Source organism: Arcobacter sp. CECT 8983, assembly GCF_004118855.1.
In the GTDB taxonomy this organism is placed as follows: Bacteria; Campylobacterota; Campylobacteria; order Campylobacterales; family Arcobacteraceae; genus Halarcobacter.
In genome coordinates this window covers 414,497-433,212 of record NZ_PDKF01000008.1, presented here as the reverse complement: position 1 = coordinate 433,212, position 18,716 = coordinate 414,497, and the positions used below count along the sequence as shown (strand labels likewise).

The following is an 18,716-nucleotide window of genomic DNA, read 5'->3' as shown; positions in this document are numbered from 1 at the left end:
GAAATGGAAAATAAAAAAAAGATTAATAGAGTTATTATGAGTAGTTTAATAACTTTTAGCATTATTGAGTTTATCCTTCTAGCAGCAATTGCAGTACTATTTTATATTAATATTCCACTAAGTTCAACAAAGGTATTACATATTCCTAAAGGTAGTACAAATAGTATTATAACACATTTAAATAAAACAGGATATGAATTAAATACTATAGATAAATATATTATAAAATTTTTAGGTTATCCACAAAGTGGTTGGATTGACTTAAAAACACAATATATGAGAAAAGCTGATTTTTTATATAAATTAACAACTTCAAAAGCAGCTTTAAAAACCATTACACTAATACCTGGAGAAACATATTATGTGTTTTTAAAAGATATTGCAAATAAATTTAATCTCTCAGAAGAAAAATTAAATAAAATCTACAATGAACATGCTTATAAAGCTGATGGAAATATTTTAGCTGAAACTTATTCTTTACCATATGGTATGAAAGAAGACCATTTACTTTTTTATCTTTTTTCAAATACAAATAAACAATACGAAGAGTTCTCAAAAAAAATCTTTGGCTATTATGATAAGAAAAAATGGTACTACTATATTGTAATGGCATCTATTATTCAAAAAGAAGCTGCTAGTGTAGATGAAATGCCACTTGTTTCAAGTGTTATTTACAATAGACTTAGACGAGGTATGGCTTTACAAATGGATGGTACTTTAAATTATGGAGAATATTCTCATGTGAAAGTAACTGCACAAAGAATTAGAGAAGATAACTCTTCATATAACACCTATAAAAACAGAGGTTTACCAGAACATCCTGTTTGTGCTGTTAGCTTAAATGCAATAAAAGCAGCTATTTTTCCTGTAAAAAGTAGTTATTTGTATTTTGTAAGAGACAATACTACAGGACTACATAAATTTACAAATTCATATAAAGAACATATACAAAATATAAATGCCAATAGAGGTGTTACAAAAACATATACAAAAGAGAAAAAAGTTGAAAATAAATTTGATAAAGAAGCTAAAAAAATCATGAATACAGATGTTACTAAACAAAAGCCTTCATCAATCAAATCTCTATGGGATAATGTTAAATAGTATGTGAAATTTTGAAACAAAGATTATTTCCTTAAGTTTTAAAGTAACAATTTCATTTATCATAAATTTATTTAGTGATATGATAACTCTACTTTAAAATCAAAATTTAGGAATAGACATGTCAAAAATCATATATACAAAAGTTGATGAAGCACCAGCTTTAGCAACATACTCATTCTTACCTATTATCAAAGCTTTTACTAAAAGTTCTGGTATTGAAATGGTAACAAAAGATATCTCACTTGCAGGAAGAATTATTGCAAACTTCCCAGAGAACTTAACTGAAGAACAAAGAATTGGTGATGCCTTAGCAGAACTTGGTGAATTAACACAAGACCCAAATGCTAATATTGTAAAATTACCAAATATCTCTGCATCTATTCCACAATTAAAAGCAGCGATTGCAGAGCTACAATCAAAAGGTTACAAAGTACCTAATTATGATGAGTCTGAAGAAATTACTGCAAGATATGCAAAAATTTTAGGATCTGCAGTTAACCCAGTACTTAGAGAAGGAAACTCAGATAGAAGAGCTCCAGGAGCTGTTAAGAACTACGCTAAGAATAATCCTCACAGAATGGGTGAATGGGTTAAAGATTCTAAAACTGACGTTGCACATATGGATGCAGATGACTTCTACGGTGCAGAAGTTTCTACAACTATGGATTCTGAAAATGATGTAAAAATTTCTTTTGTTGATGAAAATGGAAATGAAAAAGTATTAAAAGCTTCAACTCCTTTAGAAGCTGGTGAAGTTATTGATGCTACTAGAATGAGAGCATCTGCTTTACAAGAGTTCTATCAAAAAGCCATTGATGAAGCTAAAGAAAAAGATGTATTATTATCTTTACACTTAAAAGCTACTATGATGAAAGTTTCTGACCCAATTATGTTTGGATATGCTGTTAAAGTATATTTCAAAGATTTAATTGCAAAACACGGAGCACTATTTGATGAGATAGGTGTAAACTTCAACAATGGTCTTGGAGATTTATACTCTAAATTAGATGAAGTAGATGCAGATAAAAAAGCTGAAATTTTAGCTGATATTGAAGCTGTATATGAAAAACAACCAAGACTTGCAATGGTTAACTCTTCAAAAGGAATTACAAACTTACACGTTCCTTCAGATGTAATTATTGATGCATCTATGCCTGCTATGATTAGAGGTGGTGGTAAAATGTGGAATGCTGAAGATAAAGAAGAAGATACTTTAGCAATGATTCCAGATAGATGTTATGCAAAATCTTTCCAAGCAGTTATTGATGATTGTAAAGAAAATGGTGCATTAGACCCAACTACAATAGGAACTGTTCCAAATGTTGGTTTAATGGCTAAAAAAGCAGAAGAGTATGGTTCTCATGACAAAACTTTCCAAGCAGAAGGTAAAGGAACTATTAAAGTTACTGATAAAGATGGAAATGAAGTATTTACATTTGACGTTGAAAAAGGTGATATTTTCAGAATGTGCCAAGCTAAAGATGCTCCAATTAGAGATTGGGTTAAATTAGCAGTTACAAGAGCAAGATTATCTGATACTCCTGCAATTTTTTGGTTAGATGAAAATAGAGCTCATGATGCAGAACTTATCAAAAAAGTAAATGAGTATTTAAAAGACCATGACACTTCAGGTTTAGACATTTCTATTATGGCTCCATTAGAAGCTACTAAAAAATCGTTAGAAAGAATGAGAAAAGGTCTTGATACTATTTCTGTAACTGGAAACGTATTAAGAGATTATAACACTGACTTATTCCCAATCTTAGAGCTTGGAACATCTGCTAAAATGCTTTCAATTGTTCCATTAATGCAAGGTGGTGGATTATTTGAAACTGGTGCTGGTGGATCTGCTCCTAAACACGTTCAACAATTCGTTGAAGAGTCTTACTTAAGATGGGATTCATTAGGTGAATTTATGGCACTAGCTGCTTCATTTGAGCACTTAGCAAATACTCAAGATAATGCAAAAGCTAAAGTATTAGCTACAACTTTAGATAAAGCAACTGGAACATTCTTAGAAAATGACAAATCACCTTCAAGAAAATTAGGTGGTATTGATAATAGAGGTTCTCACTTCTATCTTGCAATGTACTGGGCACAAGAATTAGCTGCACAAAATGATGACTTAGAATTAAAAGCTGAGTTTGAACCAATTGCAAAAGCAATGACTGAAAACGAAGATAAAATTCTTGCAGAATTAGTTGCAAACCATGGTAAACCATCTGATATTGGTGGATACTACCTACCAGATGAAGAAAAAGCATTTGCTGCGATGAGACCATCTGCTACATTAAACTCAATTATTGATTAATAATTGAATTCTTAAAATAAAAAGGCAAGGCTTTGGCTTTGCCTTTTTTTATGCCTAAAAAGTTATAATTTCAAAAACAAAAAAGGAAATATCTTGATAACTAAAAAAGTAAGTATTATTGGAGTTGGAAATGTTGGTTCAACTTTAGCCTATGCTTTAGCAAATAAAGGTATTTGCTCTTCAATTGTGCTAAAAGATATACGAGAGAATATAGTTCAAGCTATGGCATTAGATATTTCTCAAAGTGCAAATGCTGCAAAGTCCCACACTGTAGTTCATGCTGCAAGAGATGGAAAAGATTTAGAAAATAGTGATGTTATAGTTATTACAGCAGGACTTCCAAGAAAACCTGGAATGAGCAGAGATGATTTACTTCTTACGAATGCAAAGATTATGAAAAGTGTAATTGATGATATAAAAACTTATGCTTCAAATGCAATTGTAATTATTGTTTCAAACCCTCTTGATGCAATGGTTTATACTGCACTTAAAACATCTGGTTTCCCTGCAAATCAAATTGTTGGAATGGCAGGTATTTTAGATAGTGCTAGAATGTCTCACTTTATTTTAGAAAAGATAGGTTTTGGTGCTGGACAAATTGAATCATCTGTAATGGGTGGACATGGAGATGATATGGTTCCACTTCCTAATTACTCTACTGTTGCAGGTGTTCCTATTCCAGAACTACTTCCAAAAGAAGATATAGAAGAAATAGTTGATAAAACAAAAAATGGTGGACTACAAATAGTTAAACTACTTGAAACAGGTTCAGCATATTATGCACCAGCTCATGCAACATCTTTAATGGTTGAAGCTATTTTAAACAACCAAAAGAAAATATACCCTTGTTCTGTATATTTAAATGGTGAATACGGATATAAAGATGTTGTTGGTGGAGTTCCTGTTATGCTTGGAAGCAATGGTGTTGAAAAGATATTTGAATTAAAATTAGATGATAAACAAAAAAAGCTTTTTGATAAGTCTATCTCATCTGTAAAAGAACTAATTGAAACGTTAGAGAATAAATTTTTTATAGATTAAAAATGCCCATAATCAAATAAAAAAACCAAAGATAAAAGTATTGATAATAAATAAAAGAGGGAAACCTCTTTTATTTTAACCGTTATACTTATTTAGCTAAATTTTCAGCTACAAAATTCCAGTTTACTAAAGCCCAGAAATTTTCTAAATATGCTGGTCTTGCATTTCTTACGTCAATGTAGTATGCGTGTTCCCACACATCACATGTTAATAATGGAGTTAATCCAGTAGTTACAGGAGTAGCTGCATTTGAAGTAGAAACGATTTCTAACTTACCTTCTGTAGTTTTAACAAGCCAAGTCCAACCTGAACCAAAGTTATTAACTGCTGCATTTGTAAACTCTTCTTTAAATCCATCTACAGAACCAAAAGCTTCAGTTAATGCTGCTTCAACATCAGAAGGAATATCAGAACCATTTGGAGTTAATCCATTCCAGAAAAAGTCATGATTTAATACTTGAGCAGCGTTATTAAATATACCACCTTCAGAACTCTTTACAATATCAACTAAAGAAAGATCTTCAAATTTAGTTCCTTCAATAAGTCCATTTAATTTTGTTACATATGTTTGGTGATGCTTACCATAGTGGAATTCTAAAGTCTCTTTTGACATTTGTGGCTCTAAAGCATCAAGTTCGTAAGGTAGTTTCATTAATTCGTGTTTCATTTATTATCCTTTAAATAGTTAATTAACTATATAATAATACATAATTAACTTAAAAGTGAATTAATAAAAATAATGTAGATTTTCCAATTAAGACAATTTATGTCTTAATTGGGTTAATGTAAGCTTATTTATTATTTAATAATTTGAATAATGGTTCTAAGGTTTTCTTTTTCTCTTCATCACTCATTGAACCATCTAAGGCACCTTCTTTAACTTGACCTTCATAAAGTTTTGAGATAACACCATCTTTTGAAACAATAAAAGCAACAAATTTTGTTTTAGAGTTATCTACAACATTTAAAACATTTACCATGTTACCTTCAAAGTCATAAATCATAGGAACATTTGAGCCTTCATTTAACTCTTCAAGTTTACCAGGAATAAACATCTTTTTAACAAACCAAGGTGCTGCAGAAATATTTGCAACCATTACATATGGTGTTTTTAATTCAAAATAATTTGGTAACTCTTTTACTACAGATAAAGAATCATGATTACCAACAACAATTAAAGTTTTTTCACCCTTTTTAATTAAGTCTTCTTTTTTGACTTTATCTTCTTTTCCAACAATTTCAAAAATAGAAGGTAAAGAATCATACTTTACTATATTTACAACATTTTCACTTGCTACAATTTGTTTTGGTTTCTCAGCAGTAAAGAAAACCAATAGAGCAAAACCAACTAAACCTAAAAAAATCACTTTCAATAAATTTGCCATTTTAGTCCTTCATAAAAAATTGATAAGATAATATCAACATAAAATTAATGGTTTATTAAAATAATTTTTTAACCCATCTTTTAAATAATCTATGTGTAGTAATCTCCACATTTAAAAAATTATTTTTTTGTATTTCATCAACTAAAACTTTTGCTAAATAAGGAGATAAAACATAACCTCTTCCTCCAACACCATTTAATACATATAAATTATCAATTGTACTTAACATCTCATCTTTTATATGAGAACCATTTTTTAAATGAGGAAATTTGTCTAATGTTTTATTTGAATCAACTAATTTACCAACCATAGGAAAATAATCTATGCTAGATGCCCTTGGTCCAATCTTAATATCTACAACTTTTGGTTCATGTATAAGTCTTATGTCATTTGCTTTTTCTAATAACTCTTTAGTATTATTTTTTACAAGCTCTTTTGTATAAGTATCATGTTCTATATCACTTAACTCTTTTTTACTTAAACAACAGTTACAAACCCTTAAATCACAATCAATTCTATTATGAGTGGCACCAATTGATGTTAAATAAGTATCTTTATCTTCTAATTTAACCGAGTGAGATAGTGAACAAGCCTTATGATAGTTTTTTGATATACAAGTTGTAGATTCAATATCTATCTTTTGTCCCCAAACTGCTCTTATATTAAAATACTTTTCATCTATTAATGATATATCAGCCCCTGTAGTAATAATCAAATTATTAGCTTTTATTTCATCATTAATTAACCAAAATCTATCTTCTTTTTTATAAGATTTCACTTCATATTTAAATCTTTTTTCTACATCTTTTGCTAAAATTTTACATATGTTATAAGAATTAACTTGTGAACCAATTTCAAAAAAATACCCTTTTTCTTCTTGAGTAAATTCAAAATCCATATATGGTTTATAGCTTTGAAACTTTTCTTCATCTTCGTTATTTTTTGGTATTCTAACTACACCACAATTAGTAATTTCTTTGGGTGTAATTTCTTTATAAAACTCAGTTGAAAACTTTAAAGCTTTTGTAACTAAATCTTTAAATTTATTTGGTTTTCCTAAAAGTGGAGAGAGAAAAGCTCCTGCTGCTCCACTTGCTCCTTGAGCTAAATCACAATTTCTATCTATAAGTAAAATTGATTTACTATATTTAGATAAAAAATAAGCAGTACTACATCCTGCAATTCCTGCACCGATAATTATATATTCATAAGTTTTATTCATTGTATTAATTCATCTCTTCAAGTAATTGATAGTTTGGTCGCCAATAACCTCTTCCACCTCTTAAACTAAAACATTTATATTCTGGAAACTTGTTTCTATAATAGTTTAGTCTTTCTTTAGTTGTTTTACCTGTATCACAATAAAAAACAAATACAGTTCCTTTTGGATACTCTTTCATTTCATAAGGATTATAAGTTATTGTTTCAATCTTCTCTAAAGGCTTTAAAATTGTATCTATAAGAACAACTTTAATACCTTGCTTATCTAATTCTTTTGTATATTTAAACAGTTCTTGCTGTGTCCATTCATCTTTTTCAAACATAAGCAATGATTACTAAAATATCATTAAAATCTCTTAAAGCTAATTTTTTTATTTAGCACTCATCACTCAAGTTAAATCAATAATAGTTTAAACTTGATTGACTTTGACTCAAGTTTATGGTAAAATATCTTATATAATTTATAAGATTTTACGTTCTAATACAAAGGATAAAAGAGCAACTCGTTGCTCTCTTTAGTTTTGCTTCTTAAAGGTCTCCTCAAAAAATAAATTTTTTAAGGTACCTTTATGTGGAGTTTACCTCCACTACTAAAAGAAGTTAAATATGAATGGTCCTTTTTAATTGGAACAATTAAAAGGTTAAAAAATGGCAAAAAGTTTATACGAAACATTAGAAGTTAGTGAAAATGCTAGCGCTGATGAAATTAAAAAAGCATATAGAAAATTAGCAAGAAAATATCATCCTGATGTAAATAAAGATGCAGGAGCAGAAGATAAATTCAAAGAAATTAATGCAGCTTATGAAGTTCTAAGTGACCCTGAAAAAAAACAACAATATGATCAATTTGGTGATTCAATGTTTGGTGGTCAAAATTTCCATGATTTTGCAAGAGGTCAAGGTCAAGGAGTTGATTTAGATGAAATTCTAAGACAAATGTTTGGAGCACAAGGAGCAGGATTTGGTTCTTCTGGATTCTCACAAGGTGGATTTGGAGGATTTGGTGGCTTTAACCAAGGTTTTGATGAACCAGACTTAGATACACAAGCTCAAATTACAATTGCCTTTGACATAGCTGTATTAGGAGGAAAACAACATATCTCTTTAAATGGTGACTCCTTTGATATCAAAATTCCAGAAGGAATTAATGATGGACAGAAAATACGTGCAAAAGGAAAAGGAAAATCATATCAAGGACAAAGGGGAGATTTAATTATAAAAATCAATGTTGCACCAAGTCCAGATTATGAAAGAGATGGTTCTACTCTTACAAAAGTGTTTGATATTCCTTTAAAAACTGCCTTATTTGGTGGTAAAGTTGAAATTAAAACTATTCATAAAACTATTACTCTAAAAGTACCTCAAAATACTAAACAGTATCAAAAGTTTAGAGTTAAAGAACTTGGAGTATTAGATAGAAAAACATCAACAAAAGGAGACCTTCATCTAAAGGCAAATATAGTATTACCTAAAGTTGAAGATTTAGATGAGAGTTTACAAGAGGTTTTAAAAGAAAAATTACCTGAAACTATATAGTGGGAGAGATAACATGAATACCAATGCATATAATGAACCAGTATACTTGATTTCCGCTGTTGCAGAGATATTAAATATTCATCCTCAAACATTACGACAATATGAAAGAGAAGGTTTAATAAAACCTTCTCGAACTAATGGAAAAATAAGACTTTATTCTCAAAAAGATATAGACCATATAAGGTATGTACTTACACTAACTAGAGAATTAGGAATAAATCTAGCTGGAGTTGATCTTATTTTACAATTAAATAAAAAAATAGAAAAACTTGAAAAAGAAATAACTTCTTATCAAGCAAAAATGAAAGATATAAATAAATTTGGGATTGTTCCAAACTCAAAGGCTTTAGTTATTAAAAAAAGCTCTTATGATATTGTTATATTTGAAGAGTAGAAAAAGTTTTCTACTCTTTATTTAAACTATATTGCATTCTATAGTTTCTCATTAAAGGTGGTATATCTAAATAGTTTTCATCATCTGGATTTAATTGTTTAGATTTATTATCACTTGATTCTTCTGTTTCTACTATTGTTTCATCATTTTTAGACTCAAAACCTGTTGCAACAATAGTAATTTTAACTTCATCTGTTTCTAGTGTACTATCTGAGGTTGTACCAAAAATAATTTCAGCATTTGAATCAATTGTTTCATGAATTTTTGACATTACATCATTAATAGCAAACAGTGATACTTGAGGATGAATATTAAAGTGTATTAAAATACCTTTAGCTCCACCTAATGATACTTTATCAAGTAATGGAGACTCAATAGCATCTTCTAAAGCTCTTTGTGCAGCTTGTTCACCTTTTGCTTTACCAATACCCATTAAAGCCATACCCTTATGCTGCATAATTGTTTTTACATCAGCAAAGTCCGTATTAATATCAGAGTTACCTGGAGTAAGAATTACTTCTGTCATACCATTTACTGCTTGATAAAGAATATTATCAATAATTTTAAAGGCATCTTTCATTCCAACATTTTCATCAATTATTTCTAAAAGTCTATCATTTGGAACTACTATAATTGAATCAGATACTTTTTTAATCTCTTCTAAACCAAGATTAGCAAGCCCTGCTCTTTTTTTACCTTCCCAAGTAAAGGGTTTAGTTACAACAGAAACTGTTAATGCTCCTATCTCTTTTGCAGCTTTAGCAATAATAGCAGCAGCACCGGTTCCAGTTCCACCACCAAGACCAGCTGCAATAAATACAATATCTGCTCCTTTTAAAGCAGTTTTGATATCTTCATAACTTTCAACAGCAGAATCTCTTCCAATCTCAGGTTTCATACCTGCACCAAGACCTTTTGTTAATTTAAGTCCTAATTGAATCTTTTTAGGTGCTTTAGATATATGTAATACTTGTAAATCAGTATTAGCTGCAATTAAATCAATCTTATGAGAACCTTCGTTTATCATGTGATTGATCATATTACAACCACCACCACCAACACCAATTACTGATATTTTGGCTACATTATCTGAAAGAGTTTTGTTTGGCATTTCCACTTTAATATCATCCACCTTAAATAAGTTATTATCCATTAGAACCACTCCGTGATCATATTCCAGATCTTACCTACACCTTTCTTTTTACTATTTTCAGGCAACCTAGTAAGTGTAGTTGCACTATCTGGATTTGTTTTAGCATTTGCATTTTGTTCTCTTCTAATTTTAGGTTGTTCTTTTTGAACAATCTTCTCTTTAGCAGTAGATAAAGCAATATCATCATCCATTTTAGCTGTATTATCATTTGTTTTTCTTTTTTTGATTAGATTCTTATTTGAATCTAATTCAAAACCTCTATTAGGTTCTAAAGAGTAAAGTAAAATACCAACAATAGTTGCCATCTTTGAATCTTCAAAACTTAAATATCCATTTTCAATATTTACTGGATTTGAAACTTTTGTAGGGAAATTATCAAAAACTAATGATGTTAACTCTTTTAAACCATTTAATTTACTCATTCCACCAGTAAGAACAATTCCCGCACCAAGATTTTCATGAATTCCACTTTTCTTTAAATCTTTTTTAACTAAAGATAAAGTCTCTTCAACTCTTGCATGAACAATAGTTTGAACATATTCTAAAGATACTTCTGAAGAGTTTTTTTCATCTCCAATTCTTGGTGTTCTGATTTTTTTATTTGTTAATTCTTCACTTGTTTTTAATAAATCACCATATTCAGTTTTGATTTTTTCTGCTGCTAATGGTGGTGTATGTAACATTACAGAAAGGTCATTTGTAATATGATTTGAACCAACAGGAATAAACCCATTATAAATCATAGAATGACCTCTATAACAGACAAATTCAGTAGTTGTAGAACCTATATTAATAACAGTTGCTCCAAATTTCTTTTGTTGTTCATCTAAAACAGAAATAGCTGCTGCATAACCATCTAATATAAAGTTATTTACAGAAAGTCCTGCAATTTTCATAGCAGACTTAATATTTGTTAAAGCAGTTTTTTTTGCAGTTAATACAAAAACTGATGCTTCAAGTCTTGAACCATTCATATTTAATGGGTTTTCAACATCTGATGAGTCATCAATTTTATATGAGATTGGGATAACATGAACTACTTCATACTCTGGTATTATTGTTGCATTATAAAGTGCCATTTGAAGTACCTGATTAATCTCATTTTCTGTGATTAATCCATTTGGTACATTCACACTTCCTGAACTTCTAATACCTTTTGTATAAGCTCCTGAAATAGAAACAATTGTAGAGTCGAACTCTTCAGTTGTATTTTTTTTAGCAATCAATACAGCATCTTTTATGCTCTTTGAAGCAGCCTCAATATTTGATATTACACCTTTATTTATCCCACTACTTTTTGATGAGCCAGTTCCCAATATATTTATTTTATAATCTAAGTTATTTCTAGCAATTACTGCTGTTATATTAGACGAACCAATGTCAATTGCTAAAAGAGTTTTATTCAATTACTACTCCTCTAAAGAGATTGAAGATTGTACTTCATACTTATTTTCTAAATTTTTAATTAAGTTGTTAATTAACTCTTGATTTAATAATTTATTTACTGTTGATTTAACAGCATCATTTTTAGACTTATCATATTGCGCTAATTTTGAATCTTCTATCTTATATAATACAATTTTATTTCCTAAATTAACTTTTCCTTGCTTTTGAGTACTTTCAAAAAGTTTATTTAAAAAGCTTAAAGCCTCTTGTGGTTGAAGCTCTGGGATTTTTGAATATGAATCCCTTGCAACATAACCTAAACTTCTACCTGAAAAGTTTTCTAACTCTTTTTTAGATAATTCTTCTAAAGCTTTATTTAAAGCAATAGATTCATAGTTTTTAGAAACTTGCTCTTTTGCTTGTTCATATGATAATGGTTTTGGAAGACCTTTATTTAAAACTTTAACTACTATATAGTTTCCATCATGAATAAATGGCTTTAATACATCACCTGGTACTGAACCATCAATCTTTTCTAAGTCTTCTTGTGAATATGCTAATTTGCTCTCTTCTATTTCAACTTCTTTTGTGAAGTTCTCTTCACCTTTTTTAAGTTTTAAGTATTTTTTTAAAGCTTCTTTTTTTGTAGCTTTTTCACTTAATGTTTGAATCATATCTTCTTTAGCTTCATCAAATGTTTTAAGTTTTCCATCTTCTTTTGTATAATCAGTTTTAAAGCTATTATAATGATTTTTTAATTCTTCTTCAGAAAAATTCTTTGGTTCTACAGTAATTTCTTCAATTGCTAATTTAACAGTTGGTTCTGAAACATAACTATTTTTGTTCTCTTCCCAATATTTTTTTAATTCATCTTCTGTTACATTAACTTTTACATTATTTGCATTTAATACTTTAATACTAATTTTATCTTCTGCAAATAGAAGTTTATTTAGATTTTCTAACTCTTTTTCATTTGCTTGTATTTGAAATAGTGATTCAACTTTTTGTAAAAGAATATCTCTTTTTATTGAAGCTTCAAATTCAGTTGGATTTGTTCTATTTTGTTGTAATACTTTGATATATGTATCTTTATCAAACTTACCATCTTTTAAAAATGCAGGAATTTGAACTAATTGTTTTGCTATTTCTTCATCAGTAACATCAAGACCTAATTCATCGGCAAATGATAAAATAAGATTTTTTTGAATAACTAATTTATAAGCTGCATCTTTTAGTTTTAATTTATCAGCCATTTCTTGATTAAACTGATTTCCAAACATTCTTGCATATTGGTCATAAAGACTTGAATATTCTCTTTGATACTCTTCTACAGTTACTTCTCTATCACCAACAACAGCTACTGCACCACCTTTTGAACCATAATCGTAAGATCCCCATCCTACAAAACCAGCTCCTACGAAAGCTATTGTACTTATCCAAATAGTTATAACAAGCCACTTTTTGTGTCTTTGCATCCAAGTTATCATAAAATATTATCCTCTAAAAAATTTTAGATATAATACATAAAGATTACTTTTATAAAGGTAAAATTATTTTAAAGTTTTTTTGAAAGAAGATCATTTATTACAGATTCTCGTTTTGTTGTTTCTATTCTTTTACAAGCACTTTTAAATGCCTCTTCTTCTCCAACGATAAAACACATATCTTTTGCTCTTGTAATTGCAGTATATAAAAGCTTTGTATTATGCATAATATAGTGAGAAAAACTCATTGGAATTAAAGCATTTTCATACTCCATTCCTTGAGTTTTATGAATAGTTAAACAATAAGCAAGTGATAATAATGAGCTTAACTCATCAAACTCATAAAATACTACCATATCATCATTTGGATATAAAACTATACATTTTTGTTCATCAAAATCAAGTTTTATAATAAGTCCAAGTTGTCCATTAAAAACTCTTTTTTCCATAAACTCTGTAGAAGCTGTTTTATACATATGCATAGTTTGAGCTTTCATATTTTCATTTTTTATATGTATTACTTTATCACTCATTTTATATTCATAAAGTTTACTTTTATAGCCTTTCTTTTTAGAATGATTAAAGAGTGATTGAAGCTGCATATTAAGGTTTTCTACTCCTAAAATTCCTGCTTTCATTGGAGTAATAACTTGAAAAAGTGTTAAAGCAGAAGAAATCTCTTTTTTCTTTATATATTCATAATATTTCCGTATATAATGACTAGAAATATTTAAAATCGTATTTAAAATTGATTCACTTATTTTTGTTCTTACATCAGAAAACTCATTTTGTGAAGTCGAGTTTTTAACAGCATAGTAGTTATTTATAGATACATCAATAAATTCAAAATCTTTATAATCATTCCTATACTCAGGAACTTGACCTTGTCTAATATCATTTGCAATAACAGCAATTGCTTGGTCTTCACTTTGTCTATAGATTTTAGTTAATTTACATATAGGGGCTAATTCAAATTTAATAGCATCCGCTAAGATATTACCTGCACCAATAGCTGGAAGCTGCCCATCATCTCCTACTATAATAAAAATAGTATCATCATGTATCTTTTTAATAAGATTATAAAACATCACAGAATTAACCATTGAAGCTTCATCAAGTAAAATTACTTTATGGGGGAAAAACTCTTTATCTTCATGTTTTACAAAAAGTGATTGAATAGTCGAACTATTATATCCTGTAGTATCAGATATTCTTTGAGAAGCAATACCACTTAAAGCAATAGCAATAATATCATCATAGGCAACTATTTCTTCAAGTAGTTCTAAAACCGCCCTACTAGATGTTGATTTACCAGTTCCTGCATAACCAATTAAAAATAGTGTTTTATGTCCATCATTTATAAGTTCTACTGCTTTTTTTTGTTCTTCATTTAACTCAAAGCCTAAAGTTTTCTCTTTTTTCTCGATATATTCATCAAAAGAAGAAATTATCTTTTTATTTCTTTCATTCTCTCTTCTTTGAAAAAACTCTAAAATTCTTCTTTCTGCAAAATATAACATTGAAGGGGAAATTCTATGTTCACTTGTTTGAAATACTTCTTCTTCAACAAGCATATCAGAGACTACTTTTTCATATAAAATTTCTTCATCTTTAAAATGTAAACTCTCATCTAAAAGTTTATAAAGGTGAGATTTGTCAATTGAAGAGTTTCCATTGTTATCACAAAACTCTCTTAAAGTATAGTTTACACAAGCACTAATTCTAAAATCAGATTTAGGATCTATTCCTAAAGCTTTTGCTATTTCATCTGCTCTTTTAAAACCAATACCTTTTATATTTATAAGAATATATGGATTATTTTTTATTTTTTCAATTAAATTATCTACTTCACTAAAGTGAGAATAGATTTTATTAATTAGATTTGAAGTTACACCAAATTTTGATAAAAATTTCCCTAGCTCTCTTAAGTGTTTAAATTTTTGCCAAGAGGCGACTATCTTTTCTAGTTTTTTCTCTTTTATACCTTTAAACTGTAAAAGCTCTCCAGGTTTTTCATTTAGTATATCTACTAATTCATCTTCAGTATATTTTTCTAAAAGCTCTTTTGCAAACTTTTTCCCCACACCTTTAACTATCTTAGTTAAAAAGAAAAACATCTCAGCTTCTTTTAACTCTAATGTTTCAAATTCAAACTGAACACCATATTTTTTATGTGTTGTCCAGTTTCCTTTTAATAAAACTTCTTCTCCAACAATCTTTTCAATTTCTGTATCATAATAGTTACCACAGATTTTTTGATTATTTTCAAGTACTGCTATTACATAGTTATTTTCATCATTTTTATATAAAACTTTTTTCAAGACCCCTGAAAGATTAAAAGTTTTATGTTCTTCATAAGTAGAATTTGACAATCTTAATACCCATCATCAAATTTAGATTTTTTGTGTTTATCTTTTTTGTAAGTACTTCTTTTTTTCTCTCTTTGTATATGATTAGCTTCTTTTAGTAAATCAGCTCTTTCATCTTCAAAGTTTACGCTTGAAGTCTCTGCATACTGAAGTGTTTTATTGATAAATGCAATTAACTGTGTAAGATAAGGTGAATTTAGTTCAACAGCCTTTACTCTTTTTATGTCTTCATAATTTTTTTTAGTTCTTTCTTTAAAGAGTTCTTTATCAAAATTCTCTAGTTTTAATAAAGAAACTGTTCTTGTAAAGAACTTTTCCAGTACTCTAATATATCTAACTCTTAGTTGTTTTTCGTGCATAAGTATTTGAATCTTTTTTTAAAATTTTGGAAGTATATCGTTTAGACTATCTAAGCCTAACTCATGTAAATCTAAATGTATTTGTCCCATTTTCATTGATTTATTGTTCATTATTAATGGAGCAAAAATATTCATTGAAGAATCAGAAGTTTGAGCTTGTAAAACAAATATATAAAATATTGATATATCTGAAATATTCTCTATTTCTAGCTTTGCCACAAAATCTTTAGGCAATTCAAACTCTAAAGACTTTAGTGCTCCAAAACTCATAAGTCTAATAGTTTCACCTGTTTCAACACCCTTTATCATAGAAAAGAAATCATCTAGTTTTGATAATTCAAACTCTTTTTCTCTTTCAAAGCCATCAATAGGAGTAACTACTTCAAATTTCATCTTCAACCTTTATTAATGATTTTGATTGTACAAAAATAAAAATTTGATGTCAATAAATATAATATTTTATGATATACTTAAAATTATGATAGTTTCTAATAATAATCTACTCAAAATCCTTTTACCAAATGATAACAAAGTTTTAAAAGATGCACTAAAAGAAGCAGATATTAAAACCTTAGTAAATATAAAAAAAGGTGATGTAAGTGTAGATGATATATTAAAAGACCTTTTCACGCAAGCTAAAACAGGAACTAAAACAAATGCCTCAATAGAAAGCTTATTAAAAAATTCCACTATTTTTAAAGACTTAGGAAACTTTAGCAAAAATATTGAAACACTTTTAAAACAAGCTTCACAAAATGAAACTCTTCAAAAGTTTAAACCACAAATAGAAGCTTTATTAAAAAATCTTGGAAATATAGATGAAAAAGTTTTAAAAAATTCCCTTGATAAATCAGGAGTATTTTTAGAATCAAAAATGCTTTCTCAATCCCAAGCAAAAACCTCTTTACCAAAAGAATTAGAAAATATTTTAAATCAAATAAAAACTATTTTAAAGCAAGTAGATACTCCCCAAGCAAAAAATATTTCACAAATAATAGATAAACTTTTAAATCAAAATATTAAAGGACTAGATGCAAATCCTACTGAAAACTTAAAAGACTTAAAAGCTTTAACTTCTCAGTTAGAAACTCTTGGTAAATCTTTACAAAATAAACAAACTGCAAATTTAGAGCAATTAACAAATAATTTAAAGAATATTTCAAATCAAATACAACTAACCCAATCAAAAATAGATAATGGCTCTGCAACACAAATAGAAAAACTAATACATAATAAAAGTGAAGCTTTAGCAAGTACAAGAGATGTTTTATTAAATCTAAAAAATGAAGTTTTACAAAACAATAATTTGCCAAATAAACAAACACTTTTAAAACAAATTGATAACTTACTTCAAAGTAAAGAACTAAATACAAATTTAAATCCTGCTTCTTTAAAAGCTGCTCCAAACCAAGCAAGTGAAACCTTAGCTACATTAAAAGAGGTAATTGTATCTTTACAAAACAAACAGCCAGTAAATCCTGATAAAATTACAAATAGTTTACAAAACTTAACAACTCAACTTCAAACAAATCAAGTAAAAAATGAAGTACTAAGCCAAATAAAAGATATCTTACAAAATTTAAAAAATGAAGTTATTTTAGATAAAAATATTCCAAATAAACAAGCTTTATTAAACCAAATAGACAATTTACTTCAAAATAAAAGTATGGATTCTTTAAATTTAAAACCTACAATTAATAATCTAACTTCAAATATAGAAACTCTATTAAAAGATCTAAAAACAACTATTGCACAGGTAAATCAAGGAAATACAAACCAAGGAAGTTTTGAAAAAATAGACAAAGCATTAACAAAACTTGAACAAACTACTCAAAACTTTATACAAACTTTAAATAGAGGTGAAAATCCCAAAGGTGCAAATACAAACTTACAAAATGATATGAAAGCTATTTTATTAAAAGTACAAGAAGAATTAGCAACAAATACATCTGATCCAAAAGCTAGTGATACATCAAAGCAGATTGACAAAGTACTAACACAAATAGAATACCATCAACTTTTATCAGTAGTATCTAATAGCAATAGTGTTTATATCCCTTTTATTTGGGATATTTTAGAAGATGGTTCAATCTCTATGAGAGAAGGAAAAGATGAAAAATTTTATTGTGAAATTAATTTAAATTTAAAAGAGTTTGGAGAAACAAGACTTCTTCTTGGACTTTATGACAAAAATAAACTTGACTTAACAATTTATGCCACAAAAGATCATTTTAAACAAGCAATAAAAGAAAATATTTTTAAACTAAAAAGAGCTATGAATTCTGTTGAGTTAATTCCTATGAATATTCATATTTTAGATTTTGATAAAGAGAAAAAAGAAGAAATAAAAAAAGCTGATGTTTATAACCAAAATACAAGTCTTGGCTTTGGCGTAGATATAAAGGCATAATATGAATAAAAATGATATTAAAAAAGCTGTTGCCTTAGAGTATGATATTGAAGTAGATAATGCTCCTAAAGTAGTAGCTAAAGGTAAAGGTGAAATTGCTAATAATATTATTAAGATTGCTCAAGACAATGATATTCCAATAAAAAAAGACGAAGATCTTATTGAACTTTTATCTGCTATTGATATTGAAAAAGAAATCCCTCCAAGCATGTATAAAGCAGTATCTGAAATTTTTGCATTTATTTATGATTTAACTGCCCTTGAAAGAAAAAAAAGAGACTCTGAAAAAGTAAATGATATAATTTGATATTTATGTAAGTATACTTTCAATATAATCCCTTAAAAACGAAGAACTGTATAACTAATGAAAATCAATAACTTAGATAATCCTTTTTACATATTTTTATTTTGTATTTTTGCATTAATAGTTAATACAATGTCATCTATATACTTTTTCCCAATAATGTTACTTGGTATAGTATTTATTGCATTTTATGTGTGTATGGAAAAAAACTATAATTACACACTTTTTTTTCTGGGTATAACAACAGTAATAATCGAAA

At 28.2% G+C, this 18,716-nt stretch carries 17 protein-coding genes; 7 read left to right on the top strand and 10 right to left on the bottom strand.

Features of this window, described 5'->3' with window-relative positions; translation table 11 throughout:
- Positions 1-3 precede the first annotated feature (3 nt).
- The 3 genes from mltG (at position 4) to mdh (ending at position 4,456) form a co-directional block, all read left to right on the top strand.
- Positions 4-1,104: an endolytic transglycosylase MltG gene (gene mltG / locus CRV01_RS11125; RefSeq protein WP_258238395.1), complete on the top strand. Its 1,101-nt coding sequence runs from the start codon at positions 4-6 to the stop codon at positions 1,102-1,104.
- Between the two features lie 118 nt (positions 1,105-1,222).
- On the top strand, positions 1,223-3,415 hold the full coding sequence (locus CRV01_RS11120) for an NADP-dependent isocitrate dehydrogenase (protein ID WP_129008281.1): 2,193 nt from the start codon (positions 1,223-1,225) through the stop codon (positions 3,413-3,415).
- 93 nt (positions 3,416-3,508) lie between these two features.
- A complete protein-coding gene (gene mdh / locus CRV01_RS11115; protein WP_129008280.1) occupies positions 3,509-4,456 on the top strand; it encodes a malate dehydrogenase in 948 nt (315 codons plus the stop codon).
- Between the two features lie 88 nt (positions 4,457-4,544).
- On the opposite strand, the gene CRV01_RS11110 is transcribed toward mdh, so the two are convergent.
- The 4 genes from CRV01_RS11110 to CRV01_RS11095 form a co-directional block, all read right to left on the bottom strand.
- Positions 4,545-5,123 (bottom strand): superoxide dismutase, encoded by a 579-nt coding sequence (locus tag CRV01_RS11110; RefSeq protein ID WP_129008279.1) that lies wholly within the window; start codon positions 5,121-5,123, stop codon positions 4,545-4,547.
- A gap of 124 nt (positions 5,124-5,247) precedes the next feature.
- Complete coding sequence (locus tag CRV01_RS11105) at positions 5,248-5,841, bottom strand: hypothetical protein (RefSeq protein WP_129008278.1); 594 nt, start codon at positions 5,839-5,841, stop codon at positions 5,248-5,250.
- Positions 5,842-5,896: 55 nt separating this feature from the next.
- Positions 5,897-7,063, bottom strand: coding sequence for an FAD-dependent oxidoreductase (locus tag CRV01_RS11100; RefSeq protein ID WP_129008277.1), 1,167 nt, complete (start codon positions 7,061-7,063; stop codon positions 5,897-5,899).
- A 4-nt stretch (positions 7,064-7,067) separates the two neighbouring features.
- Positions 7,068-7,385, bottom strand: a complete 318-nt coding sequence (locus tag CRV01_RS11095) for a hypothetical protein (RefSeq protein ID WP_129008276.1) — start codon at positions 7,383-7,385, stop codon at positions 7,068-7,070.
- Between the two features lie 325 nt (positions 7,386-7,710).
- Here CRV01_RS11095 and CRV01_RS11090 point away from each other — a divergent pair, with 325 nt between their 5' ends.
- Together CRV01_RS11090 and CRV01_RS11085 are read left to right on the top strand one after the other, a co-directional pair.
- The gene (locus CRV01_RS11090; RefSeq protein WP_129008275.1) at positions 7,711-8,598 is read left to right on the top strand and encodes a DnaJ C-terminal domain-containing protein; all 888 of its coding nucleotides are present in this window, start codon (positions 7,711-7,713) and stop codon (positions 8,596-8,598) included.
- Positions 8,599-8,611: 13 nt separating this feature from the next.
- On the top strand, positions 8,612-8,992 hold the full coding sequence (locus CRV01_RS11085; protein ID WP_129008274.1) for a heat shock protein transcriptional repressor HspR: 381 nt from the start codon (positions 8,612-8,614) through the stop codon (positions 8,990-8,992).
- Between the two features lie 10 nt (positions 8,993-9,002).
- Here CRV01_RS11085 and ftsZ read toward each other — a convergent pair whose 3' ends face one another.
- The 6 genes from ftsZ to fliW form a co-directional block, all read right to left on the bottom strand.
- Positions 9,003-10,145: a cell division protein FtsZ gene (gene ftsZ, locus CRV01_RS11080; protein WP_129008273.1), complete on the bottom strand. Its 1,143-nt coding sequence runs from the start codon at positions 10,143-10,145 to the stop codon at positions 9,003-9,005.
- A complete protein-coding gene (ftsA, locus tag CRV01_RS11075; RefSeq protein WP_129008272.1) occupies positions 10,145-11,551 on the bottom strand; it encodes a cell division protein FtsA in 1,407 nt (468 codons plus the stop codon). The genes ftsZ and ftsA overlap by 1 nt, the downstream gene beginning before the upstream one ends.
- Before the next feature lie 3 nt (positions 11,552-11,554).
- Positions 11,555-13,018 (bottom strand): peptidylprolyl isomerase, encoded by a 1,464-nt coding sequence (locus CRV01_RS11070; RefSeq protein WP_129008271.1) that lies wholly within the window; start codon positions 13,016-13,018, stop codon positions 11,555-11,557.
- Positions 13,019-13,086: 68 nt separating this feature from the next.
- Complete coding sequence (locus CRV01_RS11065) at positions 13,087-15,387, bottom strand: AAA family ATPase (protein WP_129008270.1); 2,301 nt, start codon at positions 15,385-15,387, stop codon at positions 13,087-13,089.
- A gap of 2 nt (positions 15,388-15,389) precedes the next feature.
- Positions 15,390-15,743: a hypothetical protein gene (locus CRV01_RS11060; RefSeq protein ID WP_258238394.1), complete on the bottom strand. Its 354-nt coding sequence runs from the start codon at positions 15,741-15,743 to the stop codon at positions 15,390-15,392.
- An 18-nt stretch (positions 15,744-15,761) separates the two neighbouring features.
- Positions 15,762-16,136, bottom strand: coding sequence for a flagellar assembly protein FliW (fliW, locus tag CRV01_RS11055; RefSeq protein ID WP_129008268.1), 375 nt, complete (start codon positions 16,134-16,136; stop codon positions 15,762-15,764).
- Between the two features lie 46 nt (positions 16,137-16,182).
- Here fliW and CRV01_RS11050 point away from each other — a divergent pair, with 46 nt between their 5' ends.
- Both CRV01_RS11050 and CRV01_RS11045 read left to right on the top strand, forming a co-directional pair.
- On the top strand, positions 16,183-18,153 hold the full coding sequence (locus tag CRV01_RS11050; RefSeq protein ID WP_129008267.1) for a flagellar hook-length control protein FliK: 1,971 nt from the start codon (positions 16,183-16,185) through the stop codon (positions 18,151-18,153).
- A 1-nt stretch (position 18,154) separates the two neighbouring features.
- The gene (locus CRV01_RS11045; RefSeq protein WP_129008266.1) at positions 18,155-18,460 is read left to right on the top strand and encodes an EscU/YscU/HrcU family type III secretion system export apparatus switch protein; all 306 of its coding nucleotides are present in this window, start codon (positions 18,155-18,157) and stop codon (positions 18,458-18,460) included.
- Positions 18,461-18,716 lie beyond the last annotated feature (256 nt).

Coding starts and splice junctions, on each gene's coding strand:
- mltG (WP_258238395.1), top strand. CDS start 4: ATGGAAAATAAAAAAAAGATTAATAGAGTTATTATGAGTAGTTTAATA.
- CRV01_RS11050 (WP_129008267.1), top strand. CDS start 16,183: ATGTCAATAAATATAATATTTTATGATATACTTAAAATTATGATAGTT.
- CRV01_RS11120 (WP_129008281.1), top strand. CDS start 1,223: ATGTCAAAAATCATATATACAAAAGTTGATGAAGCACCAGCTTTAGCA.
- CRV01_RS11070 (WP_129008271.1), bottom strand. CDS start 13,018: ATGATAACTTGGATGCAAAGACACAAAAAGTGGCTTGTTATAACTATT.
- ftsZ (WP_129008273.1), bottom strand. CDS start 10,145: ATGGATAATAACTTATTTAAGGTGGATGATATTAAAGTGGAAATGCCA.
- CRV01_RS11045 (WP_129008266.1), top strand. CDS start 18,155: ATGAATAAAAATGATATTAAAAAAGCTGTTGCCTTAGAGTATGATATT.
- CRV01_RS11085 (WP_129008274.1), top strand. CDS start 8,612: ATGAATACCAATGCATATAATGAACCAGTATACTTGATTTCCGCTGTT.
- CRV01_RS11100 (WP_129008277.1), bottom strand. CDS start 7,063: ATGAATAAAACTTATGAATATATAATTATCGGTGCAGGAATTGCAGGA.
- CRV01_RS11110 (WP_129008279.1), bottom strand. CDS start 5,123: ATGAAACACGAATTAATGAAACTACCTTACGAACTTGATGCTTTAGAG.
- CRV01_RS11105 (WP_129008278.1), bottom strand. CDS start 5,841: ATGGCAAATTTATTGAAAGTGATTTTTTTAGGTTTAGTTGGTTTTGCT.
- fliW (WP_129008268.1), bottom strand. CDS start 16,136: ATGAAATTTGAAGTAGTTACTCCTATTGATGGCTTTGAAAGAGAAAAA.
- CRV01_RS11095 (WP_129008276.1), bottom strand. CDS start 7,385: ATGTTTGAAAAAGATGAATGGACACAGCAAGAACTGTTTAAATATACA.
- CRV01_RS11060 (WP_258238394.1), bottom strand. CDS start 15,743: ATGCACGAAAAACAACTAAGAGTTAGATATATTAGAGTACTGGAAAAG.
- CRV01_RS11090 (WP_129008275.1), top strand. CDS start 7,711: ATGGCAAAAAGTTTATACGAAACATTAGAAGTTAGTGAAAATGCTAGC.